Source organism: Lysobacter tyrosinilyticus, assembly GCF_054779815.1.
Genome location: NZ_BAAGXN010000001.1, coordinates 1 through 18,514, shown reverse-complemented (window position 1 = coordinate 18,514; position 18,514 = coordinate 1). Strand labels below are relative to the sequence as shown.

The following is an 18,514-nucleotide window of genomic DNA, read 5'->3' as shown; positions in this document are numbered from 1 at the left end:
AAGAAAAGCAGTCTCGACCCGTTGCATGCACCCCTCGCCCCGCTTGCGGGGAGAGGGACCGCGTCGCGTAGCGACGCAGGGTGAGGGGACGTTACGCGTCCCGCGCCACCTGGAACCCCGCAAACGACTGACTCACCGGCATCATTTCCAACCGGTTGATGTTGAGATGCGGCGGCAGCGTCGCGACCCAGTAGATCGTGTCGGCGATGTCCTGCGCCGTCATCGGATTCGCGCCCTTGTATAGCGCGTCCGACGCGGCGTGATCGCCATGCGTGCGCACCAGGGTGAACTCGGTTTCGGCCATGCCCGGCTCCAGCGTCGTCACGCGCACACCGGTGCCGTGCAGGTCGCTGCGCAGACCGAGCGAGAACTGACTGACGAAGGCCTTTGTGCCGCCGTACACATTGCCGCCGGTGTACGGGTAGTTCGCCGCGGTCGAGCTGATGTTGATGATCGCGCCGCGCCGTTCGATCAGCGCGGGCAGCACGCGCCGGGTCAGCGTCACCAGCGCGGTGATGTTGGTGTCGATCATGCGCTGCCAGTCGTCCAGGCGCGCGCTCTGCGCCGGCAAGGTGCCCTGGGCGAGGCCCGCGTTATTCACCAGCAGGTCGATGTCGCGAAACGCTTCCGGCAACGCATCCATCGAGGCGTTCATGGCATCGGCATCGCACACGTCGAATGCGGCGGCATGCACCTGTGCGGCGCCGAGGTCGTCCACCAGGGCCTGCAACCGATCCGCGCGACGGCCGGTCGCGATCACGCGCCAACCTGCGGCGACGAAGCGACGGGCGGCGGCGGCGCCGAAGCCGGAAGTGGCGCCAGTGATGAGTGCAGTCTTGGTCATGTCGTGTCCCGGATCAGGCATTGCGTACTAGTGCAGTGCGGCCGCGCGCAGCAGCCGCCATTGCGCGTTCGTGATGGCATGGCATTCGCGCTTGCCGCGACGTTGCGCGGACGCCGGCGCGGTGGCCTTCAGGTTTGTTTCCTGCCAGGCGGTACCGCAGCTCTGCGGCGGCGTCTTGGCGGGCAGGGGCTGTGTGCTGATCGCCTGCACCAGTGCGGCGGCGGTCAGCCAGGTGCCTATCGGGGAAGGGTGCCCGTCCTGACGCAGCAGAGGCAGGCGACGACCATTGGGTACGCGCTGCATGGCGGCGCCCACATCGACGATGTCGACACCGATGTCACGGGCGAGCGTCGTGCTCTGCCGGCTCAACGATTGTTGCGCGGCAGGTAGCGCCTGCCAGGTCGAGAACCACACGGCACGCGCACCATTGGCGCGGACCAGATTGACTGCCTCGCGCAGCGCCTGCGGCGCATCGGTGCAACCGGGAAATTCGGCCGGACAATCGGGCCAGCCCCCCAGTTCCTGCAGCACCACGACATCGAAGCGTTGCCGCGTCAGCAGCGCCGCGAGCTGGCCGCCCTTGAGGCGCTCGCGCAGCTTGCCGCCGCCTTGCGCGAGCATTTCCGTCTCGACCTTCGTGCCCGGCTCGGTGGCGCGGTACAGCGTGGAAAACGTGGTCGGCAGATCGTTGTAGTAGGTCAGGCTATTGCCGACGAACAGCACGTGCAGCGGCTTGGCCGCGAAGGCGTCATGCGACAGGAGCAGGGCGACCAGCAACAGGCAACGGCCGATCGCGTGGCGCATCTCACTTCACCTTGATCGCCATCGCCGACAAACCGCCGGCGGACAGCTTGCGCTTGGCCTCGGCGAGATCGCTGGCGGTGCCGTAGGGGCCCATGCGCACCCGGTAAACCGTGTTGCCCTTGATGTCGGCAGCTTCCACGCGCGCGCCGAGGCCGAGCAGGGCTATCTTCGCCTTCAATTCCTCCGCCTGGCCGGATGCCTGGAACGCGCCAGCCTGCAGCAGATAGCGGGTGTTGTCGTCGACGACCGCGGTTGCGGCGTTCGTCGCGGGTGCGGTGGTGGGCTTGGATGTGGACGGCGCGGGCGCCGGTTTGGTTTGCGCAGCGGTTGGCGTCGCGGCTTCGGCTTCGTCCACCGGTTTCGGCAACGGGTTGGATGCCGGCTTTGCGCCATCGGCGCTGGCCGAAGTATTTGGCGAAGTATTTGTCGCGGTTTGCGCCGGCGTCTGTGCCTGCTTCTTGCGTGCCGCTTCGCGCTGCGCCTCGGCCTTCTCGGTCGCAGCGATTTCGGCATCGCTCAACGGGACTTCCTTGCCCGGCAGCAGGGTGTAGAAGTCGTATTCCTCACCGTCCGCTTTGCCGCCGTCCTTGCCCTTCGCGTGTTTCGGTGCGGGCGCGTCGCCCTCGGGCGCCACCGCGTCCTCGTCTTCCGCGACCGGTGCCGGCTGCGCGTCGGGATTCGGCTGCGGACGGAAGAAGCCGTCGCCGCTGGACTTGAGGTACTTCGGCGCCACGATCATCACCACCATCGCCAGCAGCACCCCGAGCACCAGCCAGGCCCAGCCGGGAATACTGTTGCCGCCACCGCCACCACTGCGCTTTGCCTGCGACTTGCCACGCTTTGCTGCCACTTCGTTCTGCCTTGGGGCGGTGCCGCCCTGCGATTTCGTTCAAACACTGCGCCGTGGCGCGTTACCGCGCGACGGTCACATCACTTCGGGCGCGCTCACGCCCAGCAGCTCCAGGCCATTGGCCAGCACTTGTCGCGTCGCGAGCGCCAACACCAGGCGTGCGTCGCGCAGGTTGGCGTCGTCGACCAGGAACTGGTGGTCGTTGTAGTACGTCTGGAACGTCTGCGCGAGTTCCAGCAGGTAGACGGCGATCTGGTGCGGCTCGAGATCGCGGCCGGCCAGTTCGACCACGTCGGGGTAGCGCAGCAGCGTGGCGATCAGTTCGCGCGCGCTGTCGTCGTCGACGTCGAGCGGTTGCGCCAGGCCGTTGGCCTGGTCGAACGAAAGGCCACGCTCCTTGAGCTGCCGGGTCAGGCCGTACATGCGCGCGTGCGAGACCTGCACGTAGTACACCGGGTTGTCGAGCGACTGCGAACGCGCGAAGTCGATGTCGAAGGTGAGTTGCGAATCGGGCTTGCGCGCGATCAGGAACCAGCGCGTCGCGTCGCGGCCGACTTCATCGATCAGGTCGCGCAGGGTGACGTAGCTGCCGGCGCGCTTGGAGAGCTTCACTTCCTCGCCACCGCGCATCACCGTGACCATCTGGTGCAGCACGTACTCCGGCCAACCCTTGGGGATGCCGCAGTCCAGTGCCTGCAGGCCGGCGAGCACGCGGTTGAGCGAGCCGTGATGATCCGCGCCCAGCTCGGTGATCGCGCGCTCGTAGCCGCGCAGCCACTTGCTGCGGTGATAGGCGACGTCCGGCAGGAAGTAGGTGAAGGTGCCGTCGGACTTGCGCATCACGCGGTCCTTGTCGTCACCGAAATCGGTGGTGCGCAGCCACAGCGCGCCGCCTTCCTCGTAGGTGTGGCCGTGCGCGACGAGTTCGCGCACGGTTTCCTCGACCTTTCCGTCGGTGTAGAGCGAGCTTTCGAGGAAGTACACGTCGAAGCCCACGCCGTAGGCGGCGAGATCGCCGTTCTGTTCGCGGCGCAGGTAAGCCACGGCGAACTGGCGGATCGCGTCGAGATCGGCGGCATCCTTCGCGCCGGTGACGACATGGCCGTCGACTTCGACGCTGTCGCCGCGCAGGTAGGCGGCGGCGACGTCCTTGATGTAATCGCCGCGATAGCCGTCTTCCGGCCAGCCGGCGTCATCCGGGCCCTTGCCCTGCGCGCGTGCCTGCACGGAGATGGCGAGGTTGTTGATCTGCGCGCCGGCGTCGTTGTAGTAGAACTCGCGCTTGACGCTCCAGCCGTTCGCATCGAGCACGCGCGCGATGCAGTCGCCGATCACCGCGGCGCGGCCGTGGCCGACATGCAGCGGACCGGTCGGGTTGGCGGAAACGTATTCAACTCCGGCGGTGTGGCCCTGGCCGGACGCGTTACGGCCGTAGCGGGCGCCCTGCGTCAGGACTTCGCCGATTTGCGCGCGCCACGCGCTTTCGGCGACGAAGAAGTTGATGAAGCCCGGCCCGGCGATTTCGACCTTGGCGATCGCATCGTTCGCGGGTAGCGCATCGACCAGGGCCTGCGCGATCGCGCGCGGGTTCGACTTGGCCGGCTTGGCCAGCAGCATCGCGGCGTTGCTGGAGAAGTCGCCCTGGGCGCGGCTCTTGGGGCGCTCGATGACGAAGTCGGGCGTGGCCAGATCGGCCGGAAGGGTGCCGGCGGCGCGCAGGGAGTCGATGGCGGCCGCAACCAGGTCGCGGAGAGTCGATTTCACGGGATTTTTCAGGCGGTGTAACGGGTCGGGCATTGTACGCGAGCGCTGCCGCGAGCCGCGCCGCGGGGATACCCACGTGCGGTCCTACTCCAACGCGCCGCCGCGCGCCGCGCTGCGGAGATACCCACGCGAGGTCCTACTTCAACGCGCCGCCGCGCGCCCTGAGAATCGGCGTCCCACTAGACCCAGCCTCGCGCTGCCAGCGAAACCGGTGCCCCGTCGCCGATGACGAAGTGGTCGAGCAGGCGCAGTTCGACCAGGGCCAGCGCCTGTTTCAACCGCACAGTGACGGCGCGATCGGCCGCCGAGGGCTCCGGATTTCCGCTGGGGTGGTTGTGCGCGACGATCACCGCCGCAGCGTTGTGGCCCAACGCGCGCCGCACTATCTCGCGCGGATGCACTTCGGCGCCGTCCAGCGTGCCCTGGAACAATTCCTCGAAGGCGATTACCCGATGGCGCGTGTCGAGGAACAACGCGGCAAACACTTCGTGCGGCAGGCCACGCAGGCGTTGGGCGAAGTAGCGCCCGGCCAATTGGGGATCGCTGAGTGCAGCGCCGCGCTCGAGGTCCGCCTGCAACAGGCGCTGTCCCAGTTCGATCGCCGCGGCCAGCGCGCAGGTGCGGGCAGGGCCCAGGCCGCGCAACTTGCGCAACTCCTTCGGCGGACGCTCCAGCAGCGCGCGCAGGCCGCCCTGTGCGCTCAACAACTCGCGCGCCGTGGCCACCGCGTCGCGACCACGCAGCCCAGAGCCGAGGAAGATCGCCAGCAGTTCCGCATCCGACAGGGCCGCCGTGCCACGGGCCAGCAGCTTTTCGCGGGGGCGTTCGGTGGCGGGCCAGTCGCGGATGTGCATGACGCCTGTCGGTGGAAAGAGGTTCCCGGGCGCGGCGCGCGGAGCAAGGGGCGGCCTGCGAACCTGGAACAGGGCGACCTTTCACGCCGCGTCCGGGATGGGTGCAGCTTGCCGATATCAGCGCACGGCTTGGATCAGGCAAATCCACGTGTTCGGTTAAGCTAATCGCCCGTTTCACGGTAGGAATTTTCCGAACCGATGGCCGATGTCCGCGCCCGCCCCGAATCCCGACTCGCCGATCAGCGCATCCTGCTGTGCGTGTGCGGCGGGATCGCCGCGTACAAGGCGGCCGAACTGGTGCGCCGGCTGCGCGACGCCGGGGCGCAGGTGCAGGTGGCGATGACCGAGGAGGCCACGCGCTTCGTCGGCACGCCGACCTTCCAGGCGCTGTCGGGTTTCCCGGTGCGCACGTCGTTGTGGGACGAGGCGGCCGAGGCGGCGATGGGGCATATCGAATTGGCGCGCTGGGCCAGCCGGATCGTCGTCGCGCCCGCAACCGCGAATACCCTGGCCAAATTGACCCACGGTTTCGCCGATGACCTGGTCACCACGCTATGCCTGGCGACGACCGCGCCGATCACCGTGTGCCCGGCGATGAACCACCGCATGTGGCTGCACCCGGCCACGCAGGCCAACATGGCCACGCTGCGCGAACGCGGCGTGCAGATCATCGGGCCGGAGGATGGTCCGCTCGCCGAGGGCGAGTCCGGGCCCGGTCGCCTGAGTGAGCCGGATCACATCGTCGCCGCGCTCATCCTTCGACAGGCTCAGGATGATCGGGAGGGCGAACGGTGAGCCTGCGCGGACGCCGCATCCTCATCAGTGCGGGGCCGACCTTCGAGGATCTCGATCCGGTCCGCTTCATCGGGAATAGAAGTAGCGGCAAGATGGGGTTCGCCATCGCCGAAGCCGCCGTGCGCCAGGGTGCGGAAGTGGTGCTGGTCGCCGGCCCCGTGGCGTTGCCCACGCCAGCCGGGCTCTCGCGCATCGATGTGCGCAGTGCCGCGCAGATGCACGCCGCCGTGCTCGGCGCGTTGCCGGCCGACGTCTATATCGGTGCCGCGGCGGTCGCCGACTTCACCCCGCGCAGCGTCGCTGCGGGCAAGATCAAGAAGCAGGCCGGCATGGACACGCTGGTGCTGGAACTGGTGCGCACCCCCGACATCCTCGCCGAAGTCGCCGCGCATGCATTGCGGCCCCGGCTGGTGGTCGGCTTCGCGGCCGAAACCGACCACGTCGAGCAATACGCGCGCGGCAAGCTGGAGAAGAAGGGGCTAGACCTGATCGCCGCCAACCGCGTCGGCGTCGCCGGCAGCGGCTTCGAGGCCGACGACAACGCGCTGGTGGTGTACGGGCGCGACGGGTTCGAGCGCGCCCTGGGCCCGGCACCGAAGACGCAGTTGGCAGACAACTTGCTTGAGCTGATCTCGGCCCGGCTGGACTGACCGGGCGACGCGCCGCGGGCGCGGAACAACAAGGAACCAAAGGGCCGCATGCATCACACGCTTGAACTGAAGATCCTCGACGCGCGCTTCGGCGGCGAATGGCCGCTGCCGCAATACGCCACGCCGGCGAGTGCGGGCCTCGATCTGCGCGCGGCGCTCGACGGCGCACTGACCCTGCAACCAGGTGATGCGGCGCTGGTGCCCTCGGGCCTGGCGATCCATGTCGGCGACCCGACCATGTGCGCGGTGATCCTGCCGCGCTCGGGCCTTGGCCATAAGCACGGCATCGTGCTGGGCAATGGCACCGGCCTCATCGATGCGGACTACCAGGGGCCGCTGATGATCAGCGTGTGGAATCGCGGGCATGAGGCTTTTACGATTCAACCCGGGGACCGCATCGCTCAGTTGGTGGTGCTGCCGATCGTGCGGGCGAGCCTGCAGGTAGTGGACGAGTTCGAAACCAGCGCGCGTGGTGCGGGCGGCTTCGGACATACCGGCGTGCGTTGACGCGCTGCACGGAGTAACGACAGGAAACGATGATGAGCGAGAAGAAGACGTTTTCCTCGGGACAGGCGCAGCTGCTGGGTCGCGTAGCCGCCGCTGTCCTGGTGCTGCTGGCGGCCTGGTTTGGCTGGAGCGCCTGGGAACAATTCCGCGACAGTGCGCGCCGCCACGCGGTGGAAGAAGCGCGCGACGGAGCGGCCCGTGCGGCGCAATCAGTGCTCGCCAGCGAACAGAAACAGTTCGCGACCCAGTTGCAGGGTGCGGCGGTGCAGTCCGCGCTGGCGGCGGGCGACCTGCGCCTGGCCGGTGAAGTGCTGACCCAGGGTTGGGCCTCGGCCACTGAGGGCGAAGTGCTGCCGCCGGATCTGGATCCAGCCTATGCGGGCCTACCCAAGACCGGTTACGGCCGCCTCGCGGCGATGGAGCAGGCACTGGCCGAACGCAAGGCCGTGGCCTGGATCGCTACCGATGGATTGGGCAAGCAGAAGTTGGCGCTTGCTGCGCCGGCCCAGCGTGGCCAGGAGATCGTTGGCGTCGCCGCGGTGCGTCTGCCGCTGGACAAGCTGAGCAGCGGCGTCGAGGCGGCACGCGTGCCGGAGGACACTTATCTGGCTTTGCGTCAGGGTGCTTCCAGCGTGGTGGAGCGTGGCGACAAGACGCTTGCCACCGGCGCCGAAGCCATGGCCGCCAAAGTACCCGGCAGCGACCTGCGCATTGCTGCTGCCGTGCCGGACGTGGCTGGCGGACCGCTGGGGCTCGGTTGGGTGCCGTGCGCGATCGCGACCGTCCTGCTGATGCTGGCCGCGGTCCTGGCCTGGCTCTATCCGGCGTTGTCACGTGGTCGCGCCGCTAAGGCGGTGGCCGCAGACGACGAGGGCGAGCAGACCCTGGCCCAGATGGCTTCTGGCGCGCAGGCGCCGCAGCCGGCCGCGCCGAGCAAGCCGGCCGAGTTGGTCGAAACAGCGCCCAAGGCCATCGGTCTCGCAGTGGATCGCGGCATCTTCCGTGCTTATGACGTGCGCGGCGTGGTCGGCAAGACACTGGACACGGGCGTGGCCGAACTGCTCGGACAGGCGATCGGTTCGCTGATGCAGCAGCAGGGGTTGCTCGACATCGTGGTGGGCCGCGACGGTCGGCTGTCCGGCCCCGAACTTGCCGATGGCCTGATCAATGGTCTGCGCAAGGCCGGCCGCAATGTCATCGACATCGGCATGGCGCCGACGCCGGTCGTATATTTCGCGGCGTATCACCTGCGCGCCGGGTCCTGCGTGTCGGTGACGGGCAGCCACAACCCGCCCGACTACAACGGCTTCAAGATTGTCGTGGGCGGCGAAACCCTTTCCGGCGACGCCATCACCGACCTCTATGACCGCATCGTCGAAGACCACCTGTACGTCGCCAGCACCACGGGCAGCGTGCGGTTCCAGGATGTCAGCGAGGACTATGTCCAGCGGATCGCCAGCGATGTGCAGATCGACCGTCCGCTCAAGGTCGTGGTCGATGCCGGCAACGGCGTCGCCGGCGACATCGGTCCGCGTGTGCTGGCAGCGATCGGTGCGGAAGTCACCCCGCTGTATTGCGAGATCGATGGCACCTTCCCCAATCACCACCCCGATCCGAGCGATCCGCACAACCTCGACGACCTGATTCGGATGGTCGAGCGCCTGGATGCCGACCTCGGCATCGCTTTCGACGGCGATGGCGACCGCCTGGGCGTGGTGACCCGCGACGGCCAGAACATCTTCCCGGACCGCCTGCTGATGCTGTTCGCGCAGGACGTGCTGGAGCGCAATCCGGGCGCGATGATCATCTACGACGTGAAGTGCACCGGCCGCCTGCCCGGACACATCCTGCGCCACGGCGGCAGCCCGCTGATGTGGAAGACCGGCCATTCGCTGATCAAGGCGAAGATGCGCGAAACCGGCGCCGAACTGGCCGGCGAGATGAGCGGCCACTTCTTCTTCAAGGAGCGTTGGTACGGCTTCGACGATGGCATCTACGCCGCCGCGCGCCTGCTGGAAATCCTGTCCGTGCAGCCCGACACGCCGTCGGCGACCCTGGCTGCGTTGCCCGATGGCGTCTCCACGCCCGAGATCAAGGTCGACGCACCTGAGGGCGACCCACACAGCTTCGTCGAGCGATTCCGTGGCGCGGCACAGTTCGAAGGCGCGCGGTTGTCGACCATCGACGGCCTGCGCGTGGACTTCGCCGACGGCTGGGGCCTGGTGCGCGCATCGAATACGACGCCAATACTGGTCATGCGCTTCGACGCGGATTCGCCGGAGGCCTTGCAGCGCATCCAGCGGGCGTTCCGCGCACAGTTGCTCGCCGTGAAGCCGGATCTGGTGTTGCCGTTCTAACGACTTCGCCCGCGCTGATGGCGCGGGCGAAGGCTTGTTCGTATTTCGGGAGGCTGGTCCGGAATCAGCCTTCCGGCATCGGCGCGGGGGTCTTCTGCGCCTTCAGCCCGCGATACGTATCCAAGGCGTGGGCGAGCTCGGTATCGATCGCGCTGCGATCCTGGCGATGCGAGACCAGCATGGTCTGCTGACGCATCAGCTCGGCATGCTGGGTCTGGATGGTGCCGCTGAGGTTGGCCGGGACAGGCTTGCCGGACAGTTCGGCTTCGCCGGCCTGGCGCAGCAGGCTGATCAGGCTCTGGCGAAGACCGCCGATGCTCAGCTGCGCGGCCTTGATGGTGTCGTCCAGCAGGGCCATGCGCTCACCGAAGGCGCGGCGCAGGTCGGCTTCGGTGGCATAGGACTCGGCCATCGCATGCTCACGCATGCTCTGGGCCTGAGCCTGGAACTGGGCCTGCTCGCTCAGTCGCGCCTGAGCGGCGGCCGCAGCGCGTTCCTCCGCCGTCAGTGCCCGGTCGACCCGCGCCGTGGGCATGCCGCTCTTGGCACTGAATTCGGTGCGCGCGCTGTCGGTAGCGGTGGCCGGCAAGGCATCTCCACAGACCTTGCGCCCGGCTTCGTTCCAGCAGTAGAGCTTCTTGGCCGGGGCCTTGGTCTGTGCGCCGACCGGTGCGGCGAAGAGGGCCGCTATGAGCGCCAGGGCGAGCGGGGCATACGACTTGTTCATGTGAATCCTGCGATCGATCGCTGATGCGCAAGTGCCTAGCAAGGATCACGCCAGCCGAGTGGCTTTCCGGTCACCCGATCAGGTTACCTCGCTGCCGTAGGCGCCACGATACGCCAACAGGCGTTCGCGTTGGGCGGCCAGTTCAGTACTGCCACCCGCAAATTCCAGCAGATCCGACAGATTGGCGACGGACACGACAGGAAGCCCATGTTCGTCCGCGACAGTTTGTGCCGCAGAGCGTCGCGATACGGCGGGGTCAACGGCCTCCTGCCGATCCAGCGCGATCACTATCCCGGCAGCGATGCCGCCGGCGTCGCGGATGATGGCGAGGGCCTCGCGGATCGCGGTGCCGGCGGTGATCACGTCGTCCACGATCAACACCCGGCGCCCGGCCAGCGGCGCACCGATCAGGGTACCGCCCTCGCCGTGCGCCTTGGCTTCCTTGCGATTGAAGGCCAACGGCAGATCGCGGCCGCGACGCGCGTATTCGCATGCGACCGCAGTGGCCAGCGGAATGCCCTTATAGGCCGGGCCGAACATCAAGTCGAAATCCACCCCATGCGCGTCGATCGCATCGGCGTAGCACGTGGCCAGTTCCGCCAGCAGCGAGCCGGAGTTGAACAGGCCAGCATTGAAGAAGTACGGGCTCTGGCGCCCGGACTTGAGCGTGAAGTCGCCGAAACGCAGCGCGTCGGCGCGCAGGGCGAGCTGGAGGAAGCGGGAGCGGTGGTCGGTCATCGGCGTGGCACGCAGTCTGGGACGCGAATTCTGCCGCATCGCAAATCCGTCTGCGTGCGCTAGGCTGCGACCTTCGTCCCCCGCACGGTCCTTCATGCGCATTATCAGCTTCAACGCCAACGGCCTGCGCTCGGCCGCCAACAAGGGCTTCTTCGACTGGTTCGCCACGCAAAACGCCGACGTGCTGTGCCTGCAGGAAACCAAGGCGCAGGAGCACCAGCTCGAAGGCAGCGCCTTCCGGCCCGATGGTTACCGCAGCTATTTCAAGGACGCCAGCACCAAGAAGGGCTACAGCGGCGTGGCGATCTATTCCAGGCGCGAGCCGGACGAAGTGCTGACGTCGATGGGCTGGTCCGCCTTCGACGACGAAGGGCGCTACATCGAGGCGCGCTACGGCAATCTCAGCGTGGTGTCGTTCTACATTCCGTCGGGCTCGTCGGGCGAGCTGCGCCAGGGCTTCAAGTTCGAAGTCATGCAGTGGCTCGCGCCGATCCTGCAGCAATGGCTCGAATCCGGCCGTGACTACGTGCTCTGCGGCGACTGGAACATCGTCCGCAGCCGCCTCGACATCAAGAACTGGACCAGCAACCAGAAAAACTCCGGCTGCCTGCCGCAAGAGCGCGACTGGCTCAACGGCGTGTGCCGCGAAGGCACCGGCTGGGTCGATGCCTACCGGCACCTGCACGCCGAAGGCCAGGACTACACCTGGTGGAGCAACCGCGGTGCGGCGCGCGCCAACAACGTGGGGTGGCGCATCGACTACCAGTTCGTCACGCCGTCGTTGCGGGACAAGCTCAAGGCGAGCGCGGTCCATCCGTCGCCGCGCTTCTCCGATCACGCGCCGTTTTCGGTGGAATATGACCATGCACTCTGACGCCGGACGCAAGCCGGGATTTTTCGCATCGTTCGTCGACTACTGGCGGCCCGGCGTCCGCGAGATGCTGTTCCTGGGGTTCGCCGCGGGCCTGCCGTTCCCGATGGTGCTGACGACGCTGTCGGCGCGACTGCGCCTTGCCGGCATCGACCGCACCACGATCGGTCTGTTCAGCCTCGTCGGCCTGGCGTACTCGCTCAAGTTCGTCTGGTCGCCGATTGTGGATCGCTATCGATTGCCCGGTGTCGGCGTGTTGGGCCAGCGCCGTGGCTGGATGCTGTTCGCGCAAGTGGGCGTGATCGCCGGACTCGTGGCGCTGGCATTTGCCGATCCGGCGAGCGATGCCGAACGCGTGGCGTTGCTCGCGACCGCCACGGCTTTCTTCTCGGCGACCCAGGACATCAGCATCGATGCCTACCGCATCGAGGCCAGCGAGGCGAGCCTGCAGGGCAATGCCTCGGCGGCCTATCAGGTCGGCTATCAGATCGCGTTGATCTGCAGCGGTGCTGGCGCCCTGGTGACCGCCAGCCACGGCGGGTGGGCCGCCGCGTACTTTCTCATCGCGGCGCTGATGCTCGTCGGGATCATTGCCACGCTACGGATCCGCGAGCCGGTGACGGCGATCGAGCGGGGCCGTCCGGATCCGGCGCTGGTCGCGGCGACCGGCGCGCGTATTCGACCGGTGATGTTGCTGGCGGCGTTGCTCGTCACCGTGCTGGCATGGTGGGGGCTGCGCATGGCGTTGCCTGCCAAGGACTCCACGCTGGCGCTCGACGCGACCGCGGCCGCGCTCGCGTTCTTCGAGCTGGCGTTGCTCGCCGTCCTGTGGCTGCCCGCGTTGCGTGGCGCGCGCGAACGCCTGATCGCATCGGTCGCCCTGCCGTTGCTGGACATCGTCGACAGGTTCGGATGGCGGCTCGTGGTGCCGATGCTCCTGCTCATCGTCACCTATCGCCTCAACTACATGACCATGGGCGTGGCCGCGAATACGTTCTACCTGGACATGGGCTACACGCTCGACCAGGTAGCGGCGGTGTCCAAGGTCTACGGCGTGGCGCTGACGCTGTTCGGCGCGGTGTACGCGGGCTGGCTGGTGCGGCGCCTGGGCTTCATGCCCAGCATGCTGCTGGGACTAGTGCTGTTGAGCGCGGCGAACCTGCTGTACGGACATCTGGCGACGCTTACCACGGGCCCCAATCCCGGCATCGCCTGGCTGGCCGCCGCCATCAGTCTGGACAACGTGGCCAATGGCATCGCCGGCACCGCGTTCATCGCCTACATGTCGTCGTTGACCAGCAAGCAATACACCGCGACTCAGTACGCGCTGTTTGGCACCTTGTGGAGCCTGCCGGCGAAGAGTCTGGCGAGCCAATGGGGGCGCATCGTCGACGCCTGGGGCTATCCGCCGTTCTTCGTGTACACCGCCGTGATGGGCGTGCCGGCGCTGATCCTGGTGCTGTGGCTGATGCGGCGGGAACGGGCCGCCGCTCGGTCGCCCGCGGGAGATCAATGAAGTGTGACAAGTGTGCGATCGAAGTAGTATTGGGTCGAACTCATGCGTATCAGCATCCCCCGATGACCGAGATCGTGCTCCGCGACATCGACCCCGTGCTGGCGGATCGCATCCGCCGCATCGCGGACGCGCGTCGCTGGGACTTGCCGCGGACCCTCCAGTACCTGCTCGAGCAGGGGTTATACGCGGTCGAGGCCGACATGAACGTTCGATTCAGCGACACCGATACCGATGCCCTGCGCGAGGCGATTGCCGCGCTCGAGGGCGTGCCCAATGATCCGGGCTTCTCGTTGATCGGCCGGGTCGATCGTCCCGAGGGGCTGGACGCACCCAAGGTGGACATGAGCTTCGCCGTCAGCGAATTCATGGAACGCAAGGACAAGCTGCCCTAGGCCGGATACACCACACCCAGCACGCGCGGCCCACGCGCGCCGCTGACGCTGGGCAGATTGCCCGGCAATCCCGCCAGCGCTTGCCGCGCCAGCCAGGCGAATCCCATCGCCTCGACGAAATCCGGATCCACGCCGTACACGGCGGTGGATTCGACCTGCATGCCCGGCAGGTTCGCGGCGATCCGCTGCAGCAGTCGCGCGTTGTGCACGCCGCCGCCGCAGACCAGGACACGACGCGTCTCCGGCTGATGCGCGCGCAGGGCATCGGCAATGCTGACGGCGGTGAGTTCCAGCAAGGTGGCCTGCACGTCCGGTGCGGTTTCCTGCCCCTGCAGTCGTGCCTGCACCCAGTCGAGGTGGAAGACCTCGCGGCCGGTGCTCTTGGGCGGCGGCAGTGCGAACCACGGCTCCGCCAGCAACCGGTGCAACAGGGCGTCATCGCACAGACCCTGCGCCGCAAAAGCGCCATCGGCATCGAAGGCCTGCCCGGTGTGCCGTGCGCACCACGCATCCATCAATGCATTGGCCGGACCGGTATCGAAACCGCGCACTTCGCCTCGACGCGGCAGCAGAGTGAAGTTGGCGATGCCGCCGAGATTGAGTACGGCGCGATCTTCATCAGGCGAATGCAGCAGCGCGTTGTGCAGTGCCGGCAGCAGCGGCGCGCCATGGCCGCCGGCGGCGACGTCGCGGCGGCGGAAGTCGGCGACGGTCGCGATGCCGGTGCGCTCCGCGATCACGTGCGCATCGCCCAGTTGCAGAGTGAAGGGATGCCTGCCGTCGAACGCGGCTCCGGCCGGCCGATGCCGCACGGTCTGGCCGTGCGAGCCGATGGCGCGCACGTCGCCGCCGGCAACACCAGCTTCGCCGAGCAGGCGGAGCGCGGCTTCGGCGAAGTGCTCGCCGATCTGCACGTCGAGCGTGCCGAGTTCGTCGATGGAGTCGATGGACGCGCCCTGGCCGAGCGCGATCAGGCGTGCGCGCAGGGCTTCGGGCCACGCGTACGTACAGCCGCGAACGAGCTCGCAATGCAGTGCGGCGTCATCGCCACCAGTATTGGCGCTACTGAAACGCACCAGCGCGGCATCGATGCCGTCGGCGCTGGTGCCGGAGATCAGGCCAAGGAAGAGATTCGAAGCGAGGACGTTATGCGGCATCGGCGCAGTAAACCGTGCGCTGCCTCGCTTGGGTAGTGCCAGGCGCGGCCTGGCACGTAATCGTCGCAGCGCGATCAGCCCTTGCCGACGTTTTTCTTCGCCGGCGCGCTGGCCACCTGCGTCGTGGCCGCGGTGCCGGCATCGGCGTAGATGATGTTCTCGACTTCGCGGATGCGCGCCAGTGCGACATAAGTCTGCTGGCGGAACTGCGCCAGCGCCACGCCGCTCAGCGGCTCCGGCGGCGGCATCGTGATCGACAGCGGATTGCGGTGCACGCCGTTGACGCGGAATTCGTAATGCAGGTGCGGGCCGGTGGCCAGGCCGGTCATGCCGACGTAGCCGATCACTGTGCCCTGCGCGATGTGCTGGCCGGTGTGCTCCTTGCCGAAGCGCGACATGTGCCCGTACAGCGTGGTGTAGCCGCGGCCGTGATCAAGGATCACTACGTTGCCGTAGCCGTTCTGCTTGCCGACGAACGCCACGCGCGCGTCGCCCGCCGCCTGGATCGGCGTGCCGGTGCCGGCGGCATAGTCGACGCCCTTGTGCATGCGCATGCGGCCGAGCACCGGGTGGAAGCGGTTACCGAAGCCCGAAGTGAGGCGCGCATACGGAATCGGCATGCGGATGAAGCTCTTCTTAAGCGGGCGGCCGTCGCCGGTGAAATACTCGGCCTTGCCGTTGCGCAGGAAGCGGAAACCGGTATGCAGCTTGTCGCCGGTAGTGAAGGTGGCTGCGAGCACCGGGCCAGTGCCGATCAGCTTGCCCTCACGCCACGTCTGTTCGACCACGACGCTGAAGCGGTCATTGGCGCCGACATCGTCATTGAAGTCGATGTCGTATTTGAAGATGTCGTCGGTCAGGGTATTGATGTTCGCCGCGCTCAGGCCGACCTTGCGCGCGGAGCGGAACAGCGAACGGCCGACCTTGCCACTGAGCACGACGGTGCGCGTGTCGCTCGGGCGTTCGATGACCTTCTGCCGGATCTGGTCGCCATCGAAGCTCAATTCGACGCGATGGGTCGCATCCCGGTCGAAGCGCAGGGCGCGCAACTCGCCAGCCTTGCCGCCTTCGCCAACCGGCAGGTCGAAGGCCAGCTCGGTGCCCGGCTTGAGTCGGGTCAGCGATTCCCGCGCGCCTGGCTGCTGCAGCACATCGTGCAGGGTCGAGGGCGAGAGACCGAATTGCTTGAACAACGAGGCCAGGGTCTGGCCGCGTTCGATCCGCACCATCTGCCAGCTGTCGCCAGCCTCGCCACGCAGGCGCGCGAGCGGCAAGGAGGGCAGCGGCAGCGCCATCGAAGTGCGTGCCACCGGGGCAGGGGTGTCGTGCACCGGGCTCAGGCCGGGGACGATCGCGGCGACCAGCATGCCCATGGTCGCGACCAGGCTGGCCTGCGCCCATTGCCGGCGCGTCCAGCGACCGTTGAAGCCATCAGAAAGATGTCGGGCCAGGACCGGCCGGTGCAGCGCGGCTTCGCGCAGTGCCTTGAGTCGTTCGCGCCGCTGCGCGCCCAATCCGGATTTGCCCATTGCTAACATCCCCCTAATACGGTTTTCAGAACTCCGGCGTCCACTCCGTGGCTCCGAAACGCAGCGCTTATGAAATAGCGCGTTCACGCGCGTGAGACTCGCGTTACGGGGGGTACCATAGTCACGTGAGTAGTCCGCGTCAAACCCTTGAAGCACAAAGGATTTTTGACGTGGAGCCCGGTTTAACGCCGTGTTAACTTCCATCTAACGAATTTCACGCTGCCCGTCCCGTTCAGGCGGCGACCACTCATCGGAAAACCTGTTGTGTCCGCATCGACCTCCCACTCCGACGCCCTGGAACCTGCCGCTATGGAGCTGATCGCCCGCGGCGCCGACGAAATTCTCAAGCGCGACGAGCTCGAAGCCCGGCTCAAGCTGGGTCGCCCCCTGCGCATCAAGGCCGGCTTCGACCCGACCGCGCCGGACCTGCACCTGGGCCACACCGTGCTGCTCAACAAGATGCGGCAGTTCCAGGACCTGGGGCACCAGGTGATCTTCCTGATTGGTGACTTCACCGGAATGATCGGCGACCCGACCGGCAAGAACGTCACCCGCAAGCCGCTCACCCGCGAGGACGTGCTCGCCAACGCGCAGACTTATGCCGAGCAGGTGTTCAAGGTGCTCGACAAGGAACGCACCGAGGTCCGCTTCAACAGTGAGTGGTTCGGGCAGATGGGTGCCGCCGACATGATCAAGCTCGCGGCACAGCACACCGTCGCACGCATGCTCGAGCGCGACGACTTCTCCAAACGCTATGCCGCGCAGCAGTCGATCGCGATCCATGAGTTCCTGTATCCGCTGGTGCAGGGTTACGACTCGGTCGCGTTGAAGGCGGACGTCGAGCTCGGCGGCACCGACCAGAAGTTCAACCTGCTGATGGGCCGCGGCCTGCAGGAACACTTTGGCCAGCCGCCGCAGATCGTGCTGACCATGCCGTTGCTGGAGGGCCTCGACGGCATCAACAAGATGTCGAAGTCGCTGGGCAACTACATCGGCATCAATGAGCCGGCGATCGACATCGTCACCAAGACCATGAAGATCGACGACGTCTTGATGTGGCGCTGGATCGAACTGCTGAGCTTCGAGATTTCGATTGCGGAGGCGGCGACGCTCAAGCGCGATATCGAAGTCGGCCAGTTGAATCCGCGCGATCTCAAACTACGCCTGGCGCGCGAGCTTACGGCGCGTTTCCACGGGAGAGTGGCGGCGGAAACCGCGATTGCGGGCTGGAATGCCGCGGTGCGTGGCGTAGGCGATACCGCTTCGCTGCCGCTGACGGATGTGGCGGTGCCGAGTGACGGTTTGCGCATCGCCGCATTGCTGACGGCCTCCGGCCTGACGCCGAGCAACGCGGAGGCCAATCGCAAGCTGAAGGAGCGTGCGGTGCGTATCGACGGAGAAGTCATTGAAGACGCTCAGCGCGTGTTCGCACCGGGTTTCGAGGGCGTGCTTGCAGTGGGCAAGCGCACCTTCGCGCGCGTGCGCCTGATCGCGGCGTAACAAGCGCGCCGTTTGGGTTTTCCTTCTCCCCGCTTGCGGGGAGAAGGTGCCCAACGGGCGGATGAGGGGCGCGCGCAGCGCGTGCTTTCAGATCAAACAGCGACGTGTGAGCTGGCGCTCCGCGAACGCCCAAAAATATTTTCATTAACCCCCTTCCCATTTTGTTTGTGCGTCTGCACAATGCGCGCCCCGCTGAGGTGCAGGCATTGATCGAAGCGGGGGCGTGTTGAGAAAGCGGTTTCGGAAGCGGTTGACGAATTCGAAGCGTGCTGTAAGATGCGCGGCCCTGCAGACGGGACGGCCGAAACGGCCTCTCCCGGAGACGCAGGGAAGCCAAAAAAGATTGCGACACGGTGTTGACGGAATCGAAATTGGCTGTATAGTTGTCGGCTCCCTCGGGCACTTCGGTGCGGCGGGGTGAGGCAAGAAGGATGAGGCGCTGAGGCCGATTCCGAAGATCTTTGACAGTGTGCGCAGGTGACTTGTGCGGGCGTCTGGCCGGTGGAAATGTCCATCAAGCAGACGTTCGACACAGAGTCCAAATGAATCAAGTAAAGCAAGCAATTGCTAGTAATTTGAGTTTATTTGGGTCTGGATAGACGACTGCACTCAAAAAATTGGATCTTCGGATCCTGTAATTTTAAGTGAAGAGTTTGATC

The 18,514-nt window shown here is 66.6% G+C and carries 14 protein-coding genes and 2 pseudogenes; 7 read left to right on the top strand and 9 right to left on the bottom strand.

What is annotated here, in order from left to right; translation table 11 throughout:
• Positions 1-91: 91 nt before the first annotated feature.
• The 5 genes from ACYVGK_RS00080 to radC form a co-directional block, all read right to left on the bottom strand.
• The gene (locus tag ACYVGK_RS00080) at positions 92-844 is read right to left on the bottom strand and encodes an SDR family NAD(P)-dependent oxidoreductase (RefSeq protein WP_460731180.1); all 753 of its coding nucleotides are present in this window, start codon (positions 842-844) and stop codon (positions 92-94) included.
• 27 nt (positions 845-871) lie between these two features.
• Entirely contained in the window at positions 872-1,648 is a 777-nt protein-coding gene (locus ACYVGK_RS00075; protein ID WP_460731179.1) for an SGNH/GDSL hydrolase family protein, read from the bottom strand.
• Between the two features lies 1 nt (position 1,649).
• The gene (locus tag ACYVGK_RS00070) at positions 1,650-2,498 is read right to left on the bottom strand and encodes an SPOR domain-containing protein (protein WP_460731178.1); all 849 of its coding nucleotides are present in this window, start codon (positions 2,496-2,498) and stop codon (positions 1,650-1,652) included.
• A 75-nt stretch (positions 2,499-2,573) separates the two neighbouring features.
• Positions 2,574-4,262, bottom strand: a complete 1,689-nt coding sequence (argS, locus tag ACYVGK_RS00065; protein ID WP_460731177.1) for an arginine--tRNA ligase — start codon at positions 4,260-4,262, stop codon at positions 2,574-2,576.
• Between the two features lie 179 nt (positions 4,263-4,441).
• Positions 4,442-5,116 (bottom strand): RadC family protein, encoded by a 675-nt coding sequence (gene radC, locus ACYVGK_RS00060; protein ID WP_460731176.1) that lies wholly within the window; start codon positions 5,114-5,116, stop codon positions 4,442-4,444.
• Between the two features lie 198 nt (positions 5,117-5,314).
• On the opposite strand from radC, the pseudogene coaBC reads away from it, so the two are divergent.
• From coaBC to ACYVGK_RS00045, 3 genes and pseudogenes are all read left to right on the top strand, one after another.
• Positions 5,315-6,561, top strand: a pseudogene (gene coaBC / locus ACYVGK_RS00055) (bifunctional phosphopantothenoylcysteine decarboxylase/phosphopantothenate--cysteine ligase CoaBC).
• Between the two features lie 48 nt (positions 6,562-6,609).
• Positions 6,610-7,068: a dUTP diphosphatase gene (gene dut / locus ACYVGK_RS00050; RefSeq protein ID WP_460731175.1), complete on the top strand. Its 459-nt coding sequence runs from the start codon at positions 6,610-6,612 to the stop codon at positions 7,066-7,068.
• Between the two features lie 32 nt (positions 7,069-7,100).
• Positions 7,101-9,425: a phosphomannomutase/phosphoglucomutase gene (locus tag ACYVGK_RS00045; protein WP_460731174.1), complete on the top strand. Its 2,325-nt coding sequence runs from the start codon at positions 7,101-7,103 to the stop codon at positions 9,423-9,425.
• Positions 9,426-9,489: 64 nt separating this feature from the next.
• Here ACYVGK_RS00045 and ACYVGK_RS00040 read toward each other — a convergent pair whose 3' ends face one another.
• On the bottom strand, positions 9,490-10,152 hold the full coding sequence (locus tag ACYVGK_RS00040; protein ID WP_460731172.1) for a hypothetical protein: 663 nt from the start codon (positions 10,150-10,152) through the stop codon (positions 9,490-9,492).
• 78 nt (positions 10,153-10,230) lie between these two features.
• Positions 10,231-10,890 carry an orotate phosphoribosyltransferase gene (pyrE, locus tag ACYVGK_RS00035; protein ID WP_460732405.1) on the bottom strand — a complete coding sequence of 220 codons (660 nt, stop codon included), beginning with the start codon at positions 10,888-10,890 and terminating at the stop codon, positions 10,231-10,233.
• 94 nt (positions 10,891-10,984) lie between these two features.
• On the opposite strand from pyrE, the gene ACYVGK_RS00030 reads away from it, so the two are divergent.
• From ACYVGK_RS00030 to ACYVGK_RS00020, 3 genes and pseudogenes are all read left to right on the top strand, one after another.
• The gene (locus ACYVGK_RS00030) at positions 10,985-11,764 is read left to right on the top strand and encodes an exodeoxyribonuclease III (protein WP_460731171.1); all 780 of its coding nucleotides are present in this window, start codon (positions 10,985-10,987) and stop codon (positions 11,762-11,764) included.
• Positions 11,754-13,277, top strand: a complete 1,524-nt coding sequence (locus tag ACYVGK_RS00025; RefSeq protein ID WP_460731170.1) for an AmpG family muropeptide MFS transporter — start codon at positions 11,754-11,756, stop codon at positions 13,275-13,277. The genes ACYVGK_RS00030 and ACYVGK_RS00025 overlap by 11 nt, the downstream gene beginning before the upstream one ends.
• 62 nt (positions 13,278-13,339) lie before the next feature.
• Positions 13,340-13,558: pseudogene (locus tag ACYVGK_RS00020) on the top strand (hypothetical protein); the annotation flags it as partial.
• A gap of 107 nt (positions 13,559-13,665) precedes the next feature.
• On the opposite strand, the gene ACYVGK_RS00015 reads toward ACYVGK_RS00020, so the two are convergent.
• Positions 13,666-14,826 carry an anhydro-N-acetylmuramic acid kinase gene (locus ACYVGK_RS00015; protein WP_460731169.1) on the bottom strand — a complete coding sequence of 387 codons (1,161 nt, stop codon included), beginning with the start codon at positions 14,824-14,826 and terminating at the stop codon, positions 13,666-13,668.
• Between the two features lie 74 nt (positions 14,827-14,900).
• Entirely contained in the window at positions 14,901-16,355 is a 1,455-nt protein-coding gene (locus ACYVGK_RS00010; protein WP_460731168.1) for a peptidoglycan DD-metalloendopeptidase family protein, read from the bottom strand.
• Positions 16,356-16,664: 309 nt separating this feature from the next.
• Between ACYVGK_RS00010 and tyrS the strand changes: the two genes are divergently transcribed.
• Positions 16,665-17,855 carry a tyrosine--tRNA ligase gene (gene tyrS / locus ACYVGK_RS00005; RefSeq protein WP_460732404.1) on the top strand — a complete coding sequence of 397 codons (1,191 nt, stop codon included), beginning with the start codon at positions 16,665-16,667 and terminating at the stop codon, positions 17,853-17,855.
• The last annotated feature ends 659 nt before the right edge of the window (positions 17,856-18,514 follow it).

Excerpts from the sequence above, each read along its gene's own strand:
- ACYVGK_RS00080 (WP_460731180.1), bottom strand. The coding sequence starts at position 844 with ATGACCAAGACTGCACTCATCACTGGCGCCACTTCCGGCTTCGGCGCC.
- ACYVGK_RS00075 (WP_460731179.1), bottom strand. The coding sequence starts at position 1,648 with ATGCGCCACGCGATCGGCCGTTGCCTGTTGCTGGTCGCCCTGCTCCTG.
- radC (WP_460731176.1), bottom strand. The coding sequence starts at position 5,116 with ATGCACATCCGCGACTGGCCCGCCACCGAACGCCCCCGCGAAAAGCTG.
- dut (WP_460731175.1), top strand. The coding sequence starts at position 6,610 with ATGCATCACACGCTTGAACTGAAGATCCTCGACGCGCGCTTCGGCGGC.
- ACYVGK_RS00045 (WP_460731174.1), top strand. The coding sequence starts at position 7,101 with ATGAGCGAGAAGAAGACGTTTTCCTCGGGACAGGCGCAGCTGCTGGGT.
- ACYVGK_RS00040 (WP_460731172.1), bottom strand. The coding sequence starts at position 10,152 with ATGAACAAGTCGTATGCCCCGCTCGCCCTGGCGCTCATAGCGGCCCTC.
- pyrE (WP_460732405.1), bottom strand. The coding sequence starts at position 10,890 with ATGACCGACCACCGCTCCCGCTTCCTCCAGCTCGCCCTGCGCGCCGAC.
- ACYVGK_RS00030 (WP_460731171.1), top strand. The coding sequence starts at position 10,985 with ATGCGCATTATCAGCTTCAACGCCAACGGCCTGCGCTCGGCCGCCAAC.
- ACYVGK_RS00025 (WP_460731170.1), top strand. The coding sequence starts at position 11,754 with ATGCACTCTGACGCCGGACGCAAGCCGGGATTTTTCGCATCGTTCGTC.
- ACYVGK_RS00015 (WP_460731169.1), bottom strand. The coding sequence starts at position 14,826 with ATGCCGCATAACGTCCTCGCTTCGAATCTCTTCCTTGGCCTGATCTCC.
- ACYVGK_RS00010 (WP_460731168.1), bottom strand. The coding sequence starts at position 16,355 with ATGGGCAAATCCGGATTGGGCGCGCAGCGGCGCGAACGACTCAAGGCA.
- tyrS (WP_460732404.1), top strand. The coding sequence starts at position 16,665 with ATGGAGCTGATCGCCCGCGGCGCCGACGAAATTCTCAAGCGCGACGAG.